The 18194-nt window shown below is 66.9% G+C and carries 20 protein-coding genes; 15 read left to right on the top strand and 5 right to left on the bottom strand.

The window, feature by feature from the left end:
• Nucleotides 1-2: 2 nt before the first annotated feature.
• Together BO996_RS20530 and BO996_RS20525 are read left to right on the top strand one after the other, a co-directional pair.
• Nucleotides 3-455 carry an acyl-CoA thioesterase gene (locus tag BO996_RS20530; protein ID WP_013801801.1) on the top strand — a complete coding sequence of 151 codons (453 nt, stop codon included), beginning with the start codon at nucleotides 3-5 and terminating at the stop codon, nucleotides 453-455.
• Nucleotides 456-459: 4 nt separating this feature from the next.
• On the top strand, nucleotides 460-864 hold the full coding sequence (locus tag BO996_RS20525; RefSeq protein WP_012206268.1) for a RidA family protein: 405 nt from the start codon (nucleotides 460-462) through the stop codon (nucleotides 862-864).
• Between the two features lie 87 nt (nucleotides 865-951).
• Here BO996_RS20525 and BO996_RS20520 read toward each other — a convergent pair whose 3' ends face one another.
• On the bottom strand, nucleotides 952-1230 hold the full coding sequence (locus BO996_RS20520) for an H-NS histone family protein (RefSeq protein WP_012206267.1): 279 nt from the start codon (nucleotides 1228-1230) through the stop codon (nucleotides 952-954).
• A 241-nt stretch (nucleotides 1231-1471) separates the two neighbouring features.
• Nucleotides 1472-1867 carry a hypothetical protein gene (locus BO996_RS29265; protein ID WP_156897992.1) on the bottom strand — a complete coding sequence of 132 codons (396 nt, stop codon included), beginning with the start codon at nucleotides 1865-1867 and terminating at the stop codon, nucleotides 1472-1474.
• Nucleotides 1868-2001: 134 nt separating this feature from the next.
• Here BO996_RS29265 and BO996_RS20515 point away from each other — a divergent pair, with 134 nt between their 5' ends.
• The 6 genes from BO996_RS20515 (at nucleotide 2002) to BO996_RS20490 (ending at nucleotide 9074) form a co-directional block, all read left to right on the top strand.
• Entirely contained in the window at nucleotides 2002-2616 is a 615-nt protein-coding gene (locus BO996_RS20515) for a TetR/AcrR family transcriptional regulator (protein WP_071956268.1), read from the top strand.
• Nucleotides 2617-2750: 134 nt separating this feature from the next.
• The gene (locus BO996_RS20510) at nucleotides 2751-3140 is read left to right on the top strand and encodes a DUF2946 family protein (RefSeq protein ID WP_071956267.1); all 390 of its coding nucleotides are present in this window, start codon (nucleotides 2751-2753) and stop codon (nucleotides 3138-3140) included.
• A 117-nt stretch (nucleotides 3141-3257) separates the two neighbouring features.
• Nucleotides 3258-5465, top strand: coding sequence for a TonB-dependent siderophore receptor (locus BO996_RS20505; RefSeq protein WP_071956266.1), 2208 nt, complete (start codon nucleotides 3258-3260; stop codon nucleotides 5463-5465).
• 8 nt (nucleotides 5466-5473) lie between these two features.
• A complete protein-coding gene (locus BO996_RS20500; RefSeq protein WP_071956265.1) occupies nucleotides 5474-6289 on the top strand; it encodes an ABC transporter ATP-binding protein in 816 nt (271 codons plus the stop codon).
• Nucleotides 6286-7713, top strand: a complete 1428-nt coding sequence (locus BO996_RS20495; protein WP_071956264.1) for an ABC transporter permease — start codon at nucleotides 6286-6288, stop codon at nucleotides 7711-7713. Before BO996_RS20500 ends, BO996_RS20495 begins: the two co-directional genes overlap by 4 nt.
• Entirely contained in the window at nucleotides 7710-9074 is a 1365-nt protein-coding gene (locus tag BO996_RS20490) for a DUF3526 domain-containing protein (RefSeq protein ID WP_071956263.1), read from the top strand. The genes BO996_RS20495 and BO996_RS20490 overlap by 4 nt, the downstream gene beginning before the upstream one ends.
• A gap of 113 nt (nucleotides 9075-9187) precedes the next feature.
• On the opposite strand, the gene BO996_RS20485 is transcribed toward BO996_RS20490, so the two are convergent.
• Nucleotides 9188-9613: a Fur family transcriptional regulator gene (locus BO996_RS20485; RefSeq protein WP_012206260.1), complete on the bottom strand. Its 426-nt coding sequence runs from the start codon at nucleotides 9611-9613 to the stop codon at nucleotides 9188-9190.
• A 378-nt stretch (nucleotides 9614-9991) separates the two neighbouring features.
• Here BO996_RS20485 and BO996_RS29830 point away from each other — a divergent pair, with 378 nt between their 5' ends.
• Together BO996_RS29830 and BO996_RS20480 are read left to right on the top strand one after the other, a co-directional pair.
• On the top strand, nucleotides 9992-10270 hold the full coding sequence (locus BO996_RS29830; RefSeq protein ID WP_232240387.1) for a hypothetical protein: 279 nt from the start codon (nucleotides 9992-9994) through the stop codon (nucleotides 10268-10270).
• Nucleotides 10271-10293: 23 nt separating this feature from the next.
• Nucleotides 10294-10710 (top strand): phage late control D family protein, encoded by a 417-nt coding sequence (locus BO996_RS20480; protein WP_071956262.1) that lies wholly within the window; start codon nucleotides 10294-10296, stop codon nucleotides 10708-10710.
• A 125-nt stretch (nucleotides 10711-10835) separates the two neighbouring features.
• Here BO996_RS20480 and BO996_RS20475 read toward each other — a convergent pair whose 3' ends face one another.
• Both BO996_RS20475 and BO996_RS20470 read right to left on the bottom strand, forming a co-directional pair.
• Nucleotides 10836-11612: an SDR family oxidoreductase gene (locus BO996_RS20475; protein ID WP_071956261.1), complete on the bottom strand. Its 777-nt coding sequence runs from the start codon at nucleotides 11610-11612 to the stop codon at nucleotides 10836-10838.
• A gap of 150 nt (nucleotides 11613-11762) precedes the next feature.
• Nucleotides 11763-12650: a LysR family transcriptional regulator gene (locus BO996_RS20470; RefSeq protein ID WP_047327543.1), complete on the bottom strand. Its 888-nt coding sequence runs from the start codon at nucleotides 12648-12650 to the stop codon at nucleotides 11763-11765.
• A 122-nt stretch (nucleotides 12651-12772) separates the two neighbouring features.
• Between BO996_RS20470 and BO996_RS20465 the strand changes: the two genes are divergently transcribed.
• The 5 genes from BO996_RS20465 (at nucleotide 12773) to BO996_RS20445 (ending at nucleotide 18145) form a co-directional block, all read left to right on the top strand.
• Nucleotides 12773-13636: an amidohydrolase family protein gene (locus BO996_RS20465; protein WP_071956260.1), complete on the top strand. Its 864-nt coding sequence runs from the start codon at nucleotides 12773-12775 to the stop codon at nucleotides 13634-13636.
• Nucleotides 13633-14652 carry a tripartite tricarboxylate transporter substrate binding protein gene (locus BO996_RS20460; RefSeq protein ID WP_071956259.1) on the top strand — a complete coding sequence of 340 codons (1020 nt, stop codon included), beginning with the start codon at nucleotides 13633-13635 and terminating at the stop codon, nucleotides 14650-14652. The genes BO996_RS20465 and BO996_RS20460 overlap by 4 nt, the downstream gene beginning before the upstream one ends.
• 185 nt (nucleotides 14653-14837) lie before the next feature.
• A complete protein-coding gene (locus BO996_RS20455) occupies nucleotides 14838-15356 on the top strand; it encodes a hypothetical protein (protein ID WP_034395652.1) in 519 nt (172 codons plus the stop codon).
• A gap of 180 nt (nucleotides 15357-15536) precedes the next feature.
• Nucleotides 15537-16661, top strand: coding sequence for a 4-oxalomesaconate tautomerase (locus BO996_RS20450; protein ID WP_071956258.1), 1125 nt, complete (start codon nucleotides 15537-15539; stop codon nucleotides 16659-16661).
• A gap of 101 nt (nucleotides 16662-16762) precedes the next feature.
• The gene (locus BO996_RS20445) at nucleotides 16763-18145 is read left to right on the top strand and encodes an MFS transporter (protein WP_071956257.1); all 1383 of its coding nucleotides are present in this window, start codon (nucleotides 16763-16765) and stop codon (nucleotides 18143-18145) included.
• Nucleotides 18146-18194 lie beyond the last annotated feature (49 nt).

Raw genomic sequence — 18194 nt, 5'->3', positions numbered from 1 at the left:
CCATGGCCTCCGCCTTCGTCAGCCAGGTGCAGGTGCTGTTTCGCCATTGCGATCCGGCCGGCATCGTCTTTTACCCGCGCTATTTCGAGATGGTCAACGACCTGGTCGAGGAATGGTTCGACAGGGGAATGGGCCTGCCCTTTCACACCCTGCATGTACAGCGCCAGGTGGGCACGCCCACGGTGTCGGTGCAATGCGATTTCACGGCGCCCAGCCGCTGGCACGACACGCTGCGCCAGGTATTGGAGGTGCGCCGCATCGGCGGGGCGTCGTTCCAGTTCGATGTGCGTTTCGAAGGGCCAGATGGCCAACGCCGGCTGTCTGCGCGCATGACCATCGTCACCATGGATTTGCGCAGCATGAAGGCCACGCCACTGCCGGCCGATCTGCGCGAGCGCCTGCAGGCCTATCTGGTGCCGCAGGACGGTTTTATGGATTCAACGAGAACAGGATGAAGCAATGAAGACTCTGCAACCCCCGGACTGGCTGGCGCCCCGAGGCTATGCCAATGGCATCCTGACCGAGATGACGGTCGGCTCCCGGCTGGTGTTCGTCGGCGGCCAGATTGGCTGGAACGGCCAGCAGCAATTCGAGTCGGACGACTTTGCGGAACAGGTGCGGCAGGCGCTGGCCAATATCGTCGCCATCCTCGCCGAAGGCGGCGCCAGGCCCGAGCACATCGTGCGCATGACCTGGTATGTGACCGACAAGCAGGAATACGTGGCTGCCTATCCGGCCATTGGAAAGCACTACCGCGAACTGATCGGGCGGCATTTCCCGGCCATGACGGCCGTGGAGGTGGCGGATCTGGTGGAAGACCGGGCCAAGGTGGAGATCGAGGTCACGGCGGTGGTGCCGGCCTGATGTCCATCCGCGCGCCATTCGCGCGCCAACCGGGCAATGCCCGCGCATGTGTGCCGCCCAGCGGGCGGGTCCATGCGCGGCAGGGACTCACTTGATTTCGAACAGGGTGCGGTCCTTGCCCAGGATCCAGTTCGGCGGCTTGCCGCGGCCGGTCCAGGTCTTGCCGGACTCGGGGTCCTGGTATTTGGCGGGAGCGCTCTTTTTGCCATCGGGCTTCCAGGGGAAGACCTGTTGTGCCGTGAAGCCGAACTCACGGACCAGCTCCTGCACCGATGCCAGGGCCGCTTTGGACTCCAGCTTGCGGGCGTCGTCGATTTGCTGGTCGAGCAATTTTTTCTGGGCAATCAGCTCTTGGTATGTAGTCATCTTGATGGAAGAATTTCTAAGTGCGGCTATTTGTGTGAAAACTGCGCAGCAAGAGCCTGGACCCAGGACTCTTTGCAGAATGGTCAATTCTGGTGCATGTGCAGTGGGGATGAAGAACTCACCGTAAGTACAAATACTGATGATGTTGGCGCTCTATGGAGGGTAGGGCGCTTCTTCTCATGCCTGGGCATATTCCAAGGCGATCCGCATTATATCCAGGGCAATCTGGATAACCGGCACTTTACAAAAGCTGTTGTGCCGTTGTTACATTTGCAGAGCACTGTGGTTGGCGCTTCCTCCTCTGGAGACGACGTGCTGTCATGGCTTTTTCAGGGGAGTGCGCAGCGTTGGCCGCGAAAGTTCCGCCTTGGTTATGGAAAACAATCAACATTTGCATTTTAACAATCAAATCATAAAAGCGATTTATAAAATATATTACATGTGATTTGATCGAGTTATTCAATGCATTGATTGATACCTGTGGTTTCATTTGAATAATCGATTTGCAGGATAGGTTTTTTTTTTTATTGTTAAAGACCGCTTGTTCGAATGGTGAATGGCGGCGCCTTCTGTCTATACAGGACAAGCGCATCGGCTTCCCGATTGCCGGAGCCATTGCAGCCTGCAGTTGTTTCAAGGGTGATTCTTGAATCGGATTTCGCGGCCCGGCCATGCGGCAGTCGGCGGGCGGCAGGCACCGAACGCTTGATTGGCGCGCTACCAACAGCCTGTTAGGATCGCCGCACTACAACGATCCACCACCTGGCAGACATGGCAAGAAGGCAGACCAGCGCCCACGACGGCAACGAGACCCGCGAGACCCTTCTCAAGCTGGCCGCCCGCACCTTCGGTGAGCAGGGCTACTCTGCCACCACCATGCGCAACATTGCCGAGCAGTCCGGGATCGAGGCCGCCAGCATCTACTACCACTTCGCCTCCAAGGAAGAACTGGTGGACGAGGTCATGGAGCAGGGCGGCAACCGCATCATCAGCCAGCAGCAGGAGCGCCTTGCCGCGCTGGGCGCCGACGCCACGGCCGAGCAGCGCTTTCGCGCAGCCGTGCTGGGCCAGATGGCGGGGCTGGTAAAGCATGGCGACTTCGCCCTGGCCCACGGCCGGCTGCTGGGCCAGTTGCCTGACAAGGTGCGCGAGCGCCAGATCAAGCGCCGCGAGCGCCACCAGAAATTCTGGAGCGGCCTGCTGGAAGACCTGCGTGCCGAAGGCCGCCTGCGGGCCGACGCCGACATCCACCTGGCGCGCATCATGATCCTGGGCAGCATCAACTCCATACAGTCCTCGTTCAACCCCCGCAAGGGCTCGCTGGAGAAGGTGGCGGACCAGATCTGCGACATGTTCTTCCGGGGCGTGGGACCGGCAGATAAATAGGCGCAAGGCTGAAAATCGCCAATCGGCTTGTCACATGCCGGTGGCATATTCCCGCGCTGCTGTCTTGGCCCTGTGCAGAAAATGGCGGCGGGTTGTTAATGATATTTAACTGTCAATAGTAAGATCGCCGTCTTATGCGTCTGCTTGTTTTGCGCCTGCTATTGCTGGCCGTGTTCTTCAACACGGCCATTGGCATGCCCCTGCACGGCGCAACGCATATCCGGCAGGCGGTGGCCGGGCCTGCACAGGCTTTTGTAGGCCTCAACGGCTGCGAAGATGATGCGCTGACCGGCCAGGCCGGCCAACGCGGCCAGGCTGGCGAAAAGGCTGAAGTCGTCGAAGCCGCCGAAGCCGTCTGCGTATGGTGCATGGGCCATGCACCGCATGCGGCGGCCTGGCTGCCGCACTTCGGCCTGCCGCTGGCCGTGGCCGCGCCGCCCGAGAGGGTACCGCCGCGCACCGTGGGCGGCACCATCCCCTCGCAGAACCGCTGGGCCTTTGCATCGCGCGACCCGCCGCGCTGAACCCGCAAGCACTTTTCTCCTTCTCTGCCGCCAGCGCCCATTGGTGCTGGCGGCATGTCCGTGTTTGCGCGCGCCGGCTGTGGATGCCGGCGGCATGCGCCTGTGCCCGTTTTCAACATGACTGCCTTCTTCTTCCCCGCGAAGCCGCTTCCCCGCCTTCGCCCGCTGCCGCTTGCCCTGAGCGCTGCCGCCTTCCTGTCCATGTCTGCGCTGGCCCAAGGCCAGGATCCGTCCTCCGGCCCCGGCCCCGCCGCCGCTTCCGATTCCGCTTCTACGCAGGAGCAGACCCTGCTGCCTGCCGTGGAAGTCGTGGGCCGAACGGCCTCGGGCGCCTATCACACCGACGAGGCGGCCGGCGCCAAGACCGACCTGCCGCTGCGCGAGCTGCCGCAGTCGGTGCGCGTGATCACGCGCCAGGCCATGGACGACCTGGGCGCCACCAAGCTTGACGACGTGCTGGACTACGTGGGCGGCGTCTCGCGCCAGAACAACTTTGGCGGGCTGTGGGACAACATCGTCATCCGCGGCCTGCCCGGCGACCAGAACGTGGGCATGGCCACCTTGTTCAACGGTTTTTCCTCGGGGCGCGGCTTCAATGCGCCGCGTGACCTGGCCGGCGTGGAGCGCATCGAGTTCCTCAAGGGCACGGCCGCTGCGCTCTACGGCAGCAGCGAGCCGGGCGGCACGCTGAACGTGGTCTCCAAGCGCCCGCTGTGGACGCCTTCGCATTCCGTGGAAGCCTATGCAGGCAGCTACGGCCTGCGGCGTGGCGCGCTGGACACCACGGGACCGGTGGGCGAGAACTTTGCCTACCGGCTCAACATCGCCGTGGAGGACCGCGACAGCTTCCGCGATTTCGTGGGCGCCAGCCGCCAGGTGATCGCACCGGCCTTCACCTGGAAGCTGGGGCGCGATACGGTGCTGGAGTACTCGGGCGAGCTGCTGCGCCACAAGACGCCGCTGGACCGCGGCGTGGTGGCCGTGGGCGACCGGCTGGGCGCCATCTCGCGCAGCCGCTTCCTGGGCGAGCCGGGCGACGGCGATGTGACGGTGGAAAACCGCACCCACCAGTTCATCCTCTCGCATGAGTGGAACGCGCAGTGGCGCAGCCGCCTGGGCCTGTCCTACCGCGAGACCTCGATCAACGGCTTTTCCACCGAGCCGCACGCGCTGCTGGCCAATGGCGACCTCACGCGCCAGCGGCGCTTTCGCGACTACCAGTCCGACGACATCGCCGTGCAGGCCGAGCTGCAGGGCACGGTGAAAACGGGCACCGTCGAGCACGAACTGCTGCTGGGCCTGGAGAGCTTTCGCTTCGAGATGGACACGCTGATGCTGCGCGCCAACCCGACGGCAGCCAATCCCTACGCCATCAACATCTACAACCCCATCTACGGCGGCGCGCGCCCCGTGCCCACGGCCAATACCGACACCTTCGAGCGCCAGCGCAACACGGCGTTCTACCTGCAGGACGCCATCAAGCTCTCGCCCCAATGGCGCGTGGTGGCCGGCCTGCGCATGGACCGCTATGACCAGTCGCTGCACAACCGCCGCACGGGCGCGACCACCCAGCAGGACCCGGCCTCGACCTCGCCGCGCCTGGGCCTGAGCTGGCTGCCGCTGCCGCAATGGACCTTCTATGCCAACGCGGGCCGCTCGTTCCGGCCCAACGTGGGCATCGATGTGGCTGGTGCGGGCTTCAGCCCCGAATCCGGCCGTTCGATGGAGCTGGGCGCCAAGTGGGAAAGCGCCGACCAGCGCATGGGTGCCACAGCTGCGCTGTTCGACATACGCAAGCGCAATGTGCTGACGGCCGACCCGGGCAACGCCGGCTACTCGGTCTCGGCCGGCGAGATCCGCAGCCGGGGCCTGGAGTTCGACTTCGCCGGCCAGGTCACGCAGCGCTGGCGCCTGAACGCCAGCCTGGTGCTCAACGATGTGGAGATCTCGCGCGACAACACGCTGGAGGTGGGCGGGCGCCTGCTCAACGTGCCCAAGGTCAACGGCAGCGTGCTGGCCGTCTATGAAAACGCCTTCTCCAACGGCCAGCGCTACGGCATCGGCGGCGGCGTCACCCACATGGGCAAGCGCCTGGGCCAGGCCCGCACGCAGGCCGAGGCCGATGCCGGCAAGGCCGCCTTCGAGCTGCCCAGCTACACCACGGCCAAGCTGGTTGCCTACTGGCGCATCAGCCCCACGCTGCGCCTGACGCTGGACGTGGACAACCTCTTCGACAAGACCTACTACACCAGCTCGTACAGCCGGCTGTGGGTGACGCCGGGCACGGCCCGCACCGTCACCGTAGGCCTTCAAGCAAAGTTCTGAGCCCCGCCATGCATCCATCCCTTCCTGTTTCTTCCAACCCCACTTCTGCCTCCACGCCCGTGCTCCAAGCGCTGGGCGCCGTGGTGGACTACGGCGAGCGCACCATCCTCCAGGGCCTGGACCTGGCGGTGCATGCGGGCGAGATCTATGCGCTGCTGGGCGCCAACGGCGCGGGCAAGACCACCACGCTGAGCCTGCTGCTGGGCTTTGTGCGGCCGCGCAGCGGACAGGTACGCGTTCAGGGCGTGGACCCGGTGACGGCGCCTGCGCAGGCGCGTGCCCTGATCGCCTATATCCCCGAGAACGTGGCGCTGTACGAGCACCTGAGTGCGCGCGAGAACGTGGCCTACCTGCTGGAGCTGGCGGGCCAGCCGGCCGCGGCCGGTGCCATCGGCGAGGCGCTGTCTGCCGCAGGGCTGGACGCCGCTGCGCACGACCGGCGTGTCTCCGGCTTTTCCAAGGGCATGCGCCAGAAAGTGGCGATTGCGCTGGCGCTGGCGCGCAGGGTGCCGGCGCTGCTGCTGGACGAACCCACCTCGGGCCTGGACCCGCAGGCCACGGCCGAGTTCAGCCGGCTGCTCATGCAGTTGCGCGGGCAGGGCGTGGCCATTCTCATGGTCACGCACGACCTGCTGGGGGCCGCCGACGTGGCCGACCGCATGGGCTTCATCGCAGGCGGGCGCCTGGTCGAGGAAGTGGCGGCCAGCGGCGAGGAGCGCTTCGATGTGCGCGCACTGCACCGCCACTATGCAGGGGTGGGCACGGACACGGACGCGCACACGAACACGCACATTGAAGCCGACACGCAGGGAGCGGCGGCATGAGCGCGGCCTGGACCATTGCGCGCGAGGAATGGCGCCTGCTGCTGCGCGACCGCGTGGCCGTGCTGGGGATGGCGCTGTGGCTGCTGCTCAGCGCCGCTGCCGCCTTCACCGCCTGGGACCAGCGCAGCGCGGCCCAGGCCCAGCGCGAGCGCCACCAGTCCCAGGTGGACAGCGAGTTCGAAGCCCAGCCCGACCGCCATCCGCACCGCATGGTGCATTACGGCCACTTCGTGTTCCGCCCGCTCAATCCGCTGGCGGCCTTCGATGCGGGCATCGACGCCTACACCGGCCACACGCTGTTTCTGGAGGGCCACCGCCAGAACAGCGCCAACTTCGGCGATGTGCGCCAGTCCTCGCTGCTGCTGCGGTTCGGCCAGCTCACGCCGGCCTTTGTGCTGCAGGTGCTGGCGCCGCTGCTGCTGATCTTCATGGGCCATGCCTGCATTGCACGCGAGCGCGAGGCCGGCACCCTGCGCGTGCTGCTGGCCCAGGGCGTGGGCACGCGGCAGTTCGTGGCCGGCAAGCTGCTGGCGCTGGCGGGCGTGGCGGCCCTGGTGCTGCTGCCGGCCCTGCTGGCCCTGGCCTGGATGGCCGTGGCCACGCCGGTGCCCATCAGCCTGGTGGCCACGCTGGCGGCAGGCCATGTGCTGTGGCTGATGCTCTGGGCGGTGGGTATCGTCGCTGTCTCGGCCTTCATGCGGCGCGGGCGCGATGCCTTGCTGGCCCTGCTGGCGGCCTGGGCCGTCGCCGTGGTGCTGCTGCCCCGTCTGGTGCCTGAGCTGGTGGGATCTGCCCTGGCGCTGCCCACGCGCTTCGAGACCGACATCGCCACCGCGCGCGAGCTGGCGGCGCTGGGCGACAGCCACAATCCCGACGATCCCTATTTCGCCGCTTTCCGCGCCAGGGTGCTGGCGCAGTACGGTGTCTCGCGCGTCGAGGACCTGCCCGTCAACTACAAGGGCCTGGTCGGCATGGAAGGCGAGCGGTTGACGAGTGAACTCTTCAGGCGCCATGCCGAGGCCAGCTTCGATCTGCAGGCCGAGCAACTGCGCCGGGCTGACGCATTTGCCCTGATCAGCCCCGTGATCGCGCTGCGCCGCCTGTCCATGGCCGTGGCCGGGACCGACCTGCAAGGCTACCGGCGCTTTCTGGAGCAGGCCGAGCAGCATCGCTACCGCATGGTGCAGGCCCTCAACCGCCTGCAGGTGGACAAGCTCAGCTATGCGGGCGACCGATCGAGCCGCGACAACCGCATCGGCCACGAGCACTGGCGCGGCGTCTCCGATTTCCACCACGAGCCCGATCCACCGCTGGCGGCCCTGCGTCGCGCGGCGCCTGCCGCCTATGTGCTGCTGGCATGGCTGGCTGTATTGACGGTGGCCTTGCTGCTGGCCACGCAACGGCTGGGGAGGGTGGCGCGATGAGCTGGCTCCTGCATGAATGGCGTCTTCTGACGCGCTCGCGCCTGGCGCTGTGCGCCCTGGCCTTGCTGTTGCTGCTGTCCACGCTGGCCGTGCTGTCGGGCCTGCGCGAGATCGCTTCGCAACGCCTGACCCTGGACCGCCTTGCACAACTGCAGCAGCAGGACATGGCGGCCCAGGCAAGCCGGCATGCCCAGTCCGGCGACGCAGGCTCGGTGGCCTATTACGGCTTTCACGCCACCTGGGATGCGCCATCGTCCACGGCCTTTCTTGCCCTGGGCCTGCGCGATGCCGCGCCCTATGTGCTGCGCGTGCGCGCCCTGGCGCTGCAGGCACAGCTGCATGAAGGCGAAAGCTTCAACCCGGAGCTGGCGCTGGCGGGCCGCTTCGACTTCGCCTTTGTGCTGGTCTACCTGGTGCCGCTGTTCCTGATCGCGCTGCTCTACGACCTGGTCTCGGGCGAGCGCGAATCGGGCCGCCTGGGCATGCTGCAGGCCATGCCTGGCACCGGGCGGCGGCTGTGGCTGCGCCGCGCGGGACTGCGTTCCGTGCTGGTGCTGGCCTGCGTGGCGCTGCCTGCCCTGGCAGGCGCACTGGCCGGCGGGGCAGCGGCGGGTGCCCTTGCCACGGTGCTGCTGTCCGCCACGGCCTATGTGGTTTTCTGGAGCGGCCTGTGCCTGGTGGTTGCCGCGTTGGGCGGCAGTTCGGTCGCCAATGCCATGGCCCTCATGGGCTGCTGGGCCGTGCTGACCCTGGTGCTGCCCACGCTGGCCAATGCCGCACTCTCACGCGCCATCCCCGTGAGCCAGGGCGTGGAGCTGATGCTGGCCCAGCGCCAGACCGTGCATGGCGCCTGGGACCTGCCGCGCGAGCAGACCATGGAGCGCTTTTTCCGCAGCCACCCCGAATGGCGCGACACCGCGGCGCTGCCTGCAGGCTTTCACTGGAAGTGGTACTACGCCTTCCAGCAGCTCGGCGACGAAAGTGTCGCATCCCAGTTCGCCGCCTACCGCGCCGGCCTGCAGGCACGCCAGGCCTGGACCGGGCGCCTGGGCTGGCTGCTGCCCGGCGTGGGTGTGCAGGCCGCGCTGCACCGCCAGGCCGGCACCGACCTGCTGGCGCAACTGGCCTATCAGGACGACATCGCCGTCTTTCACGCACGCCTGCGCGCCTTCCTCTATCCCTACCTGTTTGAGGACCGCACATTCGGTGCGCAGGATTTTGCAGCCCAGCCCGTCTTCACGGCCAGCCCACGGCCTGCGCGGCAGGCCTGGGGGCAGACGGCAATGCTGTGGGTGGTGGCTGCGCTGGCCTTGCTGGCCGGCGGTGTTGCCGCAGGCCGCGTGCGGCCGGGCAGGCGCTGAGGCAAAGGGCGGGTGAAAAAGGAAACAGCCATGGTTCAGGCGGGGCCTGCACCATGGCTGTCATCTTCCTGATCCGTGGGCCCGAGGCTGAGCCTGAGGCGGGCGGCTCCCTGTTATTGCACGTTCTGGTGGCAGTCGCTGCAGACGCCGTACAGCGTCATCTCATGGCGCTCCACCACAAAGCCTTCGGGGGCGATGCGCTGCATGTCGCCCGGACAGCCGGGCACGTTGAACACGCGGTTGCAGCTCATGCAGCGGAAATGGTGGTGGTGGGCGCGGCCGCTGAGTTCGTAGCGCGTGGCCTCGCCGGGCAGGTCCACGGCCTGCACTTCGCCCGCTTCCATCAGCTGCTTGATGTTGCGGTACACCGTGGCCAGCCCGATGGCTGGCACCTCGCGCTGCGCTGCGCCGAGGATCTCGGCCGGAAGCAAGGGGCGTCCAGCCTCTTCCATGACCGTGCGTATCGAGCTGCGTTGACGGGTCGAGCGTTCCATAGGCCTGAACAAGCGCTCCACGATGGGCTGAGTGTGTCTAGTCATGGTGGTTCCGTTATTTACTATAACAATCTCGACGCGATTAATCAGTGCTCACGAGCGCTCACAGCTGAAATTTACACTGTGTTTACCTGCGGGTCCGACAAGCATGGAGATGCAGTGTGTGCAATGGATCTCTGCCCCAAGGAGAAGAAATTCCATTTGACATACACCAGATGCTCCATTCCTGCCAGTTTTCGCGAGTATATGTGGTGAGCATTCGATGGACCTTATGCGCTGGTTAAATGCCATAGTCGTCAACAATGCTGTAATGGGATGTAATTGATCTATTGATTGAAGAGTGCTTGAAATGAGGGTGTGTGTGGTGCTTACCGTCGGGCTGCAGGAGGTGGCGCTGGCCCAAGGTGAGATGCAATTACTTACATGGACAGTGTATTGCCAATACGGGTAGATTGCCTCAATGCGCTTCGTTTGTCCATGATCCGTTTCCTTGAAAGGGGAAAGGAGGCTGCCCTGGAACTGCCACCCAGGGTGGTTTGCGCAATGACATGCCGAGTCGCGATCCACAGCCGATTGGGCGATGAAGTGCATTTTCTCGAATTGCGCGGGCGGAAAAAGATCAGCCGGCCTTTCCGCCACGATTGGGAAATGCTCAGCGAAAGCATCTTCGCCAAGGCCCTGTTGGGTAAAGCACCACCATAGGAATACAAATCCAGGGCGGCGCAATGCGCTACATGGACGGCATCGTCGCCCGCCTGGGCATGCAGGGCCAGGTCCACCGCGGCCACGCCTGCAAGGCCCGCCTGAGCCCCTGGCTGTGGCTGGCCAAACGCAGGAGCGACTTTCGCATCTTCCAGAACCAGACCGTGCCCGTCATCATCGAGCAGGTATTGGGCGTCTATGGCCATCCGCTGCGAAAGAAACTCACGCGCGGCTATCGCAGCGGGTACTGCTGCGTTCAATACAACGAAAGCGATTGCGACCTTGTCCCGCGATGGATGCAGCACGAAGGCATCTACTTCTTCTTCGAGCATGCCTCGCACGGCGCATTGCCCGGGGATGAATCCATTCCTTTCTATCCTCCTGAAAAGGCCGGCGCAGGCGATCCGCAAAACATCCACGCCCGGCAGTTGGAGGAGTAAATCAAGCCGGGCCGCCATTGCAGCGACGGCCCTGAAGTTGCACGGGCAGGCATGGCCAGGACGGGGACAGATGCGGTTCAGGCGCTGCGGCCCCTGGCCCGGGGCATGCCGGCCAGGGATCTCGTTCAAGTCCGGTTGATGGACACGCCACCATCGACCACCATGGCCGTCCCCGTGATGAAGCTGGATGCGTCAGACGCCAGAAACAGCGCCGCCGCCGCGATTTCTGCGGGCGTGGCGAGGCGCTTGAGCGCGTGCAGGTTTTCGACGAAGGCGCGCGCCTCGGGCGTGGAGGTGCTGGCGCGGCCCATGGGAGTGTCGGTGCCCCCGGGCAGCAGGGCGTTGGCGCGCAGGCCGCGGGGGCCGTATTCGGCGGCGATGACCTGGGTGAGGCCGACGAGGCCGGCCTTGCTGGCGGCATAGGCGCCCATGCCGGGCAGGCCCGCCGTATGGCCCACGAAGGTGGACGTGAAGATCAGCGAGCCGCCGCCGCGTGCCAGCAGGACCGGTATCTGGTGCTTGGCGCCCAGAAAGGCGCTGGTGAGATTGGTGGCGATGGCGTCCTGCCAGGCCTGCAGCGAGAGATCGGGGAGTGCGCAGGGATCGCCGGTCATGCCGGCATTGTTGAAGGCGATGTCCAGGCCGCCAAAGCGCTCCGTGGCGGTCTCGACCAGGGCCTGTGCCAGCGGCTCGTCCCGCACGTCGCCGGCCAGCGCGATGGCCTGGCCGCCGTCCTGCTCGATCTCCGCCACCAGCGTCTGCAGTTGCGCCTGGCGGCGGGCCGTGAGGACCAGCCTGGCGCCGTGGCGGGCAAACAGCCTGGCGCCTTCGCGTCCTATGCCTGAGCTGGCGCCCGTGATGAGGGCGACTTTTCCGTGGAGTTGCTGTGGCGATGGCTGCATCTCGCACCTTTTCTTTCCGTGAATGAGGGAAAGCGGTTTGTAGTGCGGCGCAGGCGGACGCGCATCCCGCTTCTTGCACGGGCGCCGGGCCGCGCTCGGTGGAGCCTGGCCGTGCCGGGCTGCACATGGTCGCAGCGGGCTAGGGAGAGCTCAGTCTTCGCCCAGCTCCAGGTGCGCGAACAGGTCGGCCAGCGTGGGCGTGGAGCGTGCGGGCCAGATGGCGCTGAGGTCCAGGCTGGGCAGGGCCTGGCCGTCACGCACTTCGCAAAAGCGCACGCCGCGAAAGTCCATGGAGCGTATCCAGCTGGGCAGCAGGGCCACGCCGCAGCCACCGGCCACGCAGGCCAGCACGGTGAGGGTGCGGTTGGCTTCCTGCGCCACATGGGCCTCGTGCCCGGCCTTGCGCAGCGCGTCGAGGATGCCGGCATGCAGCACGGGCAATTGCGCCTGCGGGTACATCACCAGCCCGGCCTCGGCGATCTGGGCCAGGCTGACCTGGCCGTCCTCGCCGATCTGGAATTCATCGGGCACGGCGGCCACCAGGCGCTCGCGCAGCAGCTGGCGCTCGCGCATGCGCCCGCCCACGGCCACGGGCGTGTGCATGAGGCCGATGTCGATGGCGCCGGTCTGCAGGGCCTCGGCCTGCTCGGCATTGCTCATCTCGCGCAGGATGACGCGCACGCCGGGCGCCTGCTGCCGCAACGCGCGCAGGGCGCGGGGCAGGGTGCCGAAAAGCGCCGAGGACACCAGGCCCACGGTCAACTGGCCCGCACTGCCCCTGGCGATCTCGCGCGCGCGGCTGGCGGCTGCATCTATGCGGGCCACGCTGGTGCGCACGTCGTCCAGCATGGCCAGGGCGGCCGGGGTGGGCAGGGCGCCCTGGCGTGAGCGCTGGAACAGCTGCACGCCCAGGTCTTTTTCCATGCGGGCCAGGGTCTGGCTCAGGGCCGGCTGTGCAATGCCCAGCCAGTCGGCTGCGCGGCTGACGCTGCCCTGGTCCACCACCGCGAGAAAGTAGCGCAGATGCCGGGTTTCCATATTGATCCGGTATGAATAAATCCATTTTGAAGAATGGAAATATATACCCCCCGTTCCTAGAATCCGGCCCCATGCCCCCAGCGCCGCGCCTTGCGTGGCGCAACCCACAAGGAGTTCTTCCCGTGTCTGCCGTGCCCCGGTTTGTCATTGCGTCCAGCGTTGATGCCCACGCCCATGTCTTCGAGCGTGGCCTGCCCATGCCGGATGCGCGCCGCTATGCGCCCGACGAGGATGCGCTCCTGGGCACCTATCTGAACCACCTGGACACGCACGGCCTGGCCCATGGCGTGCTGGTGCAGCCCAGCTTTCTGGGCACGGACAACAGCTACCTGCTCCAGGCGCTGCACGCCCAGCCGCAGCGCCTGCGCGGCGTGGCCGTGGTGGATGAGAGCACGGGCGATGAACAACTGCAGGCTATGGCCGATGCCGGCGTGGTGGGCATGCGCCTGAACCTGATCGGCCTGCCTTTGCCCGATCTGAATGCGCCCGGCTGGCGCCGCGTGCTGGAGCAGGCCAACGCCCTGGGCTGGCATGTGGAGCTGCACCTGCAGGCCGGGCGCCTGCCGGACCTGCTGCCCGCCTTGCTGGCGGCCGGTTGCCGCGTGGTGGTTGACCACTTCGGGCGCCCTGACCCGGCCCTGGGCGTGCGCGACCCGGGCTTTGGCTATCTGCTGCAGCAGGCCGACAGCGGCCGTGTGTGGGTCAAGCTGTCCGCGCCCTACCGCATCTGGCGGGCCGCCGACTGCGCCGCCTCCGGCCGGCAGGCCACCGCGCAATTGCTGCAGGCCTTCACGGCCGGGCGGTTGCTCTGGGGCAGCGACTGGCCGCACACGCAGCACGCCGGCCAGGCCAGCTATCCGACGGCCGTGCGCTGGCTGCAGGACTGGCTGGACGATGCCGGCCCCCTGCGGGCCGTGCTGGGCCGCACCGCCTTCGAGCTGTTCCGATTCCAAAACGACATGCCAAACCAAGGAGACACACCATGAATTCCCTGTCCAGACGCACCGCCAGCCTGTGGGCTGCCGCAGGCCTGCTTTCGGCTGTTGCCGGCATGGCCGCGCCGGCTGCAGCGACTGCAGCGGCCGCAGCGGCCGCAGCGGCCAACTACCCCGAGCGCCCCGTCACCCTGGTCGTGACCTATCCGCCGGGCGGCACCGTCGATGTGGTGGCGCGCCTGATCGGCCCCAGGCTGTCTGCCGAGCTGGGCCAGCCCGTGGTGATCGAGAACCGGGGCGGGGCAGGCGGCATGATCGGCGGCGCCCAGGTGGCCAAGGCCCAGCCCGACGGCTACACGCTGATGCTCGATGCCTCCAACCACGCGCAAAACCCCGCCATCCACGCGCGCATGCAGTTCGACACGCTCAAGGCCTTCGCGCCGGTCTCGCTGCTGCTGCGCGTGCCCAATGTGCTGGTGGTTGCGCCTTCGTCGCCCATCAAGAGCGTGCAGGACCTGATCCAGGCCGGCCGCTCCGAAGGGGGCGGGCATCTGTACTTTGCGTCCGCAGGCCCGGGCTCGGCCCAGCACCTGGCGGGCGAGCTGTTCAACCTGCTGGCCAGGACGCAACTGCACCATGTGGCCTACAAGGGCGGCGGCCCGGCCATGATGGATGTGATGTCGGGCCAGGTGCCGCTGATGTTTGCCAGCATGGGCTCGGCCTGGCAGCACGTGAAGACCGGCAAGCTGCGCGCGGTGGCCGTGGGCGGGCTGGAGCGCTCCAAGGCCGCGCCCGAGCTGCCGACCATTGCCGAGTCGGGCGTGCCCGGCTACGAGACCTATGAATGGAACGCCATCTTTGCGCCGGCCGGCACGCCGCAGGCCATCGTGAACCGGCTGTCCACGGTGCTGGCCAAGGTGCTGCGCGAACCCTCCATCGTGGAGCGGCTCGCTGGCATAGGCGCCGAGCCCATAGGCTCCACGCCGGCCGAGCTGGAGACCTTCCGCCGCGCCGAGATCGCCAAATGGCAGAAGGTGGTGAAGGATTCCCGGCTCAAGCTGGACTGAGCGCGTGCAGGCCAGAAAGCGGACCATTGCGGTCTGCTTGTACACCGCAGGCAGCCCTGGCGCGTTGAACAGGAACGGGCGCTGGCTTGAACGGGTTCTTACACCTTTTCAGGCGCAGCGGCCCACGCGGCCCCGCGCGCTTGGTAGAAACGGGGCCTTTCCTGTTTCACCCACTTCAAAAGAACATGGCCCTGCTCACCTTGCGAACCACCTTGCGCGCCGCGGCCGCCTTTGCGCTGGCCTGCTCGGCCCTTGCGGCCCAGGCGCAGACCTACATCAGCGGCTCGGTCTCGGGCCAGCTGGCACCGGGCGTCTACGGCACCGTGGACATCGGCAACGCGCCGCCGCCAGCGCTGCTGTACCAGCGCCCCGTGATCATTGCGCCGGCCCCCATGGCCCCGCCGCCTGTCTACATGTGGGTGCCCCCGGGCCACGCCAAGCACTGGGGCAAGCACTGCGCCCGCTACGGCGCCTGCGGCCGCCCGGTGTACTTCCTGCGCAATCCGCCGCCGCACTGGCATGCCGGGCCGCCGCGTCCCGATCCGCGCTGGCGCGAGGAGCGCCGCCACCGCGAATGGGAACACCGCCGCGATGACCGCCGCTGGGACCGTGACGACCGCCACGATCGCCATGGCGGGCGTGGTGATGACCACCGTGGCCCTGGGCATGGCCATGATCGCGGCCGGGGCCATGGCCGCGATTGAGCGGCACCGCACAAAAATAAGTTGTATCAAGCAGTTGCGGCGCACGGGCGCCGCAACCCGCAGCGCAAGCCTGGCACTGAGCTATGCCGGTTTGCTATAGCTGCTAGCGGGCTTGCTCAGTGGTGCCTGGCCCGCGCCATGCTCACAATAGCTGTCATACCCATACTGATAGAGACAGCCATGCAAACGGCCATTCCCTGCCTGCTGATGCGGGGCGGTACTTCCAAGGGCCCCTTCTTCCGGGCCACCGATCTTCCCTCCGACCTGCCCACGCGCGACCGCGTGCTGCTCGCGGCCATGGGCTCGCCCGACAAGCGGCAGATCGACGGCGTGGGTGGCGCGCATCCGCTGACCAGCAAGGTCGGCATCGTCAGCCTCTCCGACAAGGAAGGCATCGACCTCGAATTCCTCTTCGCCCAGCTGCAGCCCGACAAGGACACGGTGGACACCACGCCCAACTGCGGCAACATGCTGGCCGGCGTGGTTCCCTTTGCGCTGGAGACCGGCATGGTCTCCTCGCGCGGCGAGACCAGCACCTTCCGCGTGCTGACGCTGAACACCGGCATGGCGGCCGACATCACCGTGCAGACGCCCGGCGGCCAGGTGGAGTACGAAGGCTCGGCCCGCATCGACGGCGCGCCCGGCAGCTCGGCACCCATCGAAATCAGTTTCCTGGACACGGCCGGCTCGGTCTGCTCGGGCCTGCTGCCCACGGGCAAGCCCCGGGACACGGTCACGGTGACGGGCGAGGGTTTCGAAGACTTCACGCTTGACGTCACCTGCATAGACAACGGCATGCCGCTGGTGATCTTCAAGGCTGCCGACGTGGGCGCCTCCGGCCTGGAGACCGTGGCCGAGCTCAACGCCGACACCGATCTCAAGCGCCGCATCGAGGCGCTGCGCCTGCAGATCTCCCGGACCATGGGCCTGGGCGATGTCTCGGCCAAGAACTACCCCAAGATGACGCTGATCGCGCCGCCCCAGCATGGCGGCGCGCTGACCACGCGCAGCTTCATCCCCCACGTCTGCCATGACGCCATCGGCGTGCTGGCAGCCGTCACCGTGGGCACGGCCGTGAAGATGCCGGGCACCGTGTGCGATGGCGTGGCGCAGCTCACGCAGGGCGCGGGCCCGCTCACGGTGTCGGTGGAGCATCCCACGGGCGAATTCAGCGTGACGCTGGACAGCGATCCGGCCCATCCCGAAGTGGTGACCAAGGCCGCCTTGCTGCGCACGGCGCGCCTGCTGATGCGTGGCGAAGTCATGGTGCCGCGCTCGGCCTGGGACGGCCGCAGGCAGGACTGAAGAAACAGCGCAGGGGCTTGCCGGCCCCTGCAGTGCAAGGGGCGGGTCGCGCGCGCAGATGCGGTATCCGCCAGGCCGAGAGACAGTGGAAGAGACAAGTCATGACATCCGTCCAGAAGGACGCCGCAGCAACCGGCGTCAATGTGCAGACCCTGCTCAACGAGCACCCGTTTTCGGGATTCCAGTGGGTGATCTTTGCGCTGTGTTTCCTGATCGTTCTGCTCGATGGCTTTGACACGGCGGCCATCGGCTACATCGCGCCCTCGCTGATCGGCGAGTGGGGCGTGAGCAAGCCTGCACTGGCGCCCGTGCTCAGCGCGGCGCTGTTCGGCCTGGCCGCAGGCGCCCTGTTCTCTGGTCCGCTGGCTGACCGGCTGGGTCGCAAGTCCGTGCTGGTGGGTTCGGTGGCGGTGTTTGCCGTGTCCTGCCTGGCTTCGGGCTTTTCGCCCGACATCTGGACGCTGGCCGTGCTGCGCTTCGTCACCGGCCTGGGCCTGGGCGCCGCCATGCCCAATGCCGTCACGCTGATGAGCGAGTACTGCCCTGATTCGCGCCGCGCCACGCTGACCAACGCCATGTTCTGCGGCTTTCCGCTGGGCGCGGCCTTCGGCGGCTTTCTGGCGGCCTGGATGATTCCGCATTTCGGCTGGCGCAGCGTGCTCATCCTGGGCGGTGCCGCGCCGCTGCTGCTGCTGCTGGCCCTGGTCGTGCTGCTGCCGGAGTCGGTGCGCCACATGGTGGCCAACAACTACCCGGCCGAGCGCATCCGCAAGGTGCTGGCGCGCATTGCCGGCGATGCCGTGCAGGGCGTGCAGCGCTTCGTGATGACCGAGTCCAAGCCCCAGCCCGAATCCCAGGCCAGCAGCGGCATGGGCGTGGTGCTGTCGCGCGAGTACCGCGTGGGCTCGATCATGCTGTGGATCGCCTACTTCATGGGACTGGTCATCTTCTACGCGCTGATGAACTGGATGCCCGTGCTGTTCAGGGAAGCGGGCCTGGACCCCAAGACCGGCACCCTGGTGGCCGCGCTGTTCCCGCTGGGCGGCGTGGGCGCCGTGCTGTTCGGCTGGCTCATGGACCGCTTCAATGCCAACCGCATCATCGCCATCGGCTATGCGCTGACGGCGGCCTCCATCTGGTGGATCGGCCAGACGGCCGGCCACCTGGGCTGGCTGGTAGTGGCCGTCTTCCTGGCCGGCACCATCATGAACACCGCGCAATCGTCCATGCCGGCGCTGGCCGCCGCCTATTACCCCACGCGGGGCCGTGCCACGGGCGTGGCCTGGATGCTGGGCATTGGCCGCTTCGGCGGCATTGCGGGCTCCTTCCTGGTGGCCGAGCTGTCGGCGCGCCAGCTGGGTTTCAGCGAGATCTTTGCCGTGGTGGCCATTCCGGGCGTGATCGCCATGGCCGCCCTCATCATCAAGCAGTACAGCAGTCCCGAGCCGCAGGGCGGCGCGGCGCCTGCCGCACCCCTCCACTGACCCCTCCACTGACACATTCCCACCCCATAAAGACGCAGGAGACCATCCG

It is taken from the genome of Delftia sp. HK171 (assembly GCF_001886655.1).
Classification (GTDB): Bacteria; Pseudomonadota; Gammaproteobacteria; order Burkholderiales; family Burkholderiaceae_C; genus Comamonas; species Comamonas acidovorans.
The sequence above is the reverse complement of the archived record's forward strand: the minus strand, read 5'-3'. Positions and strand labels throughout refer to the sequence as shown.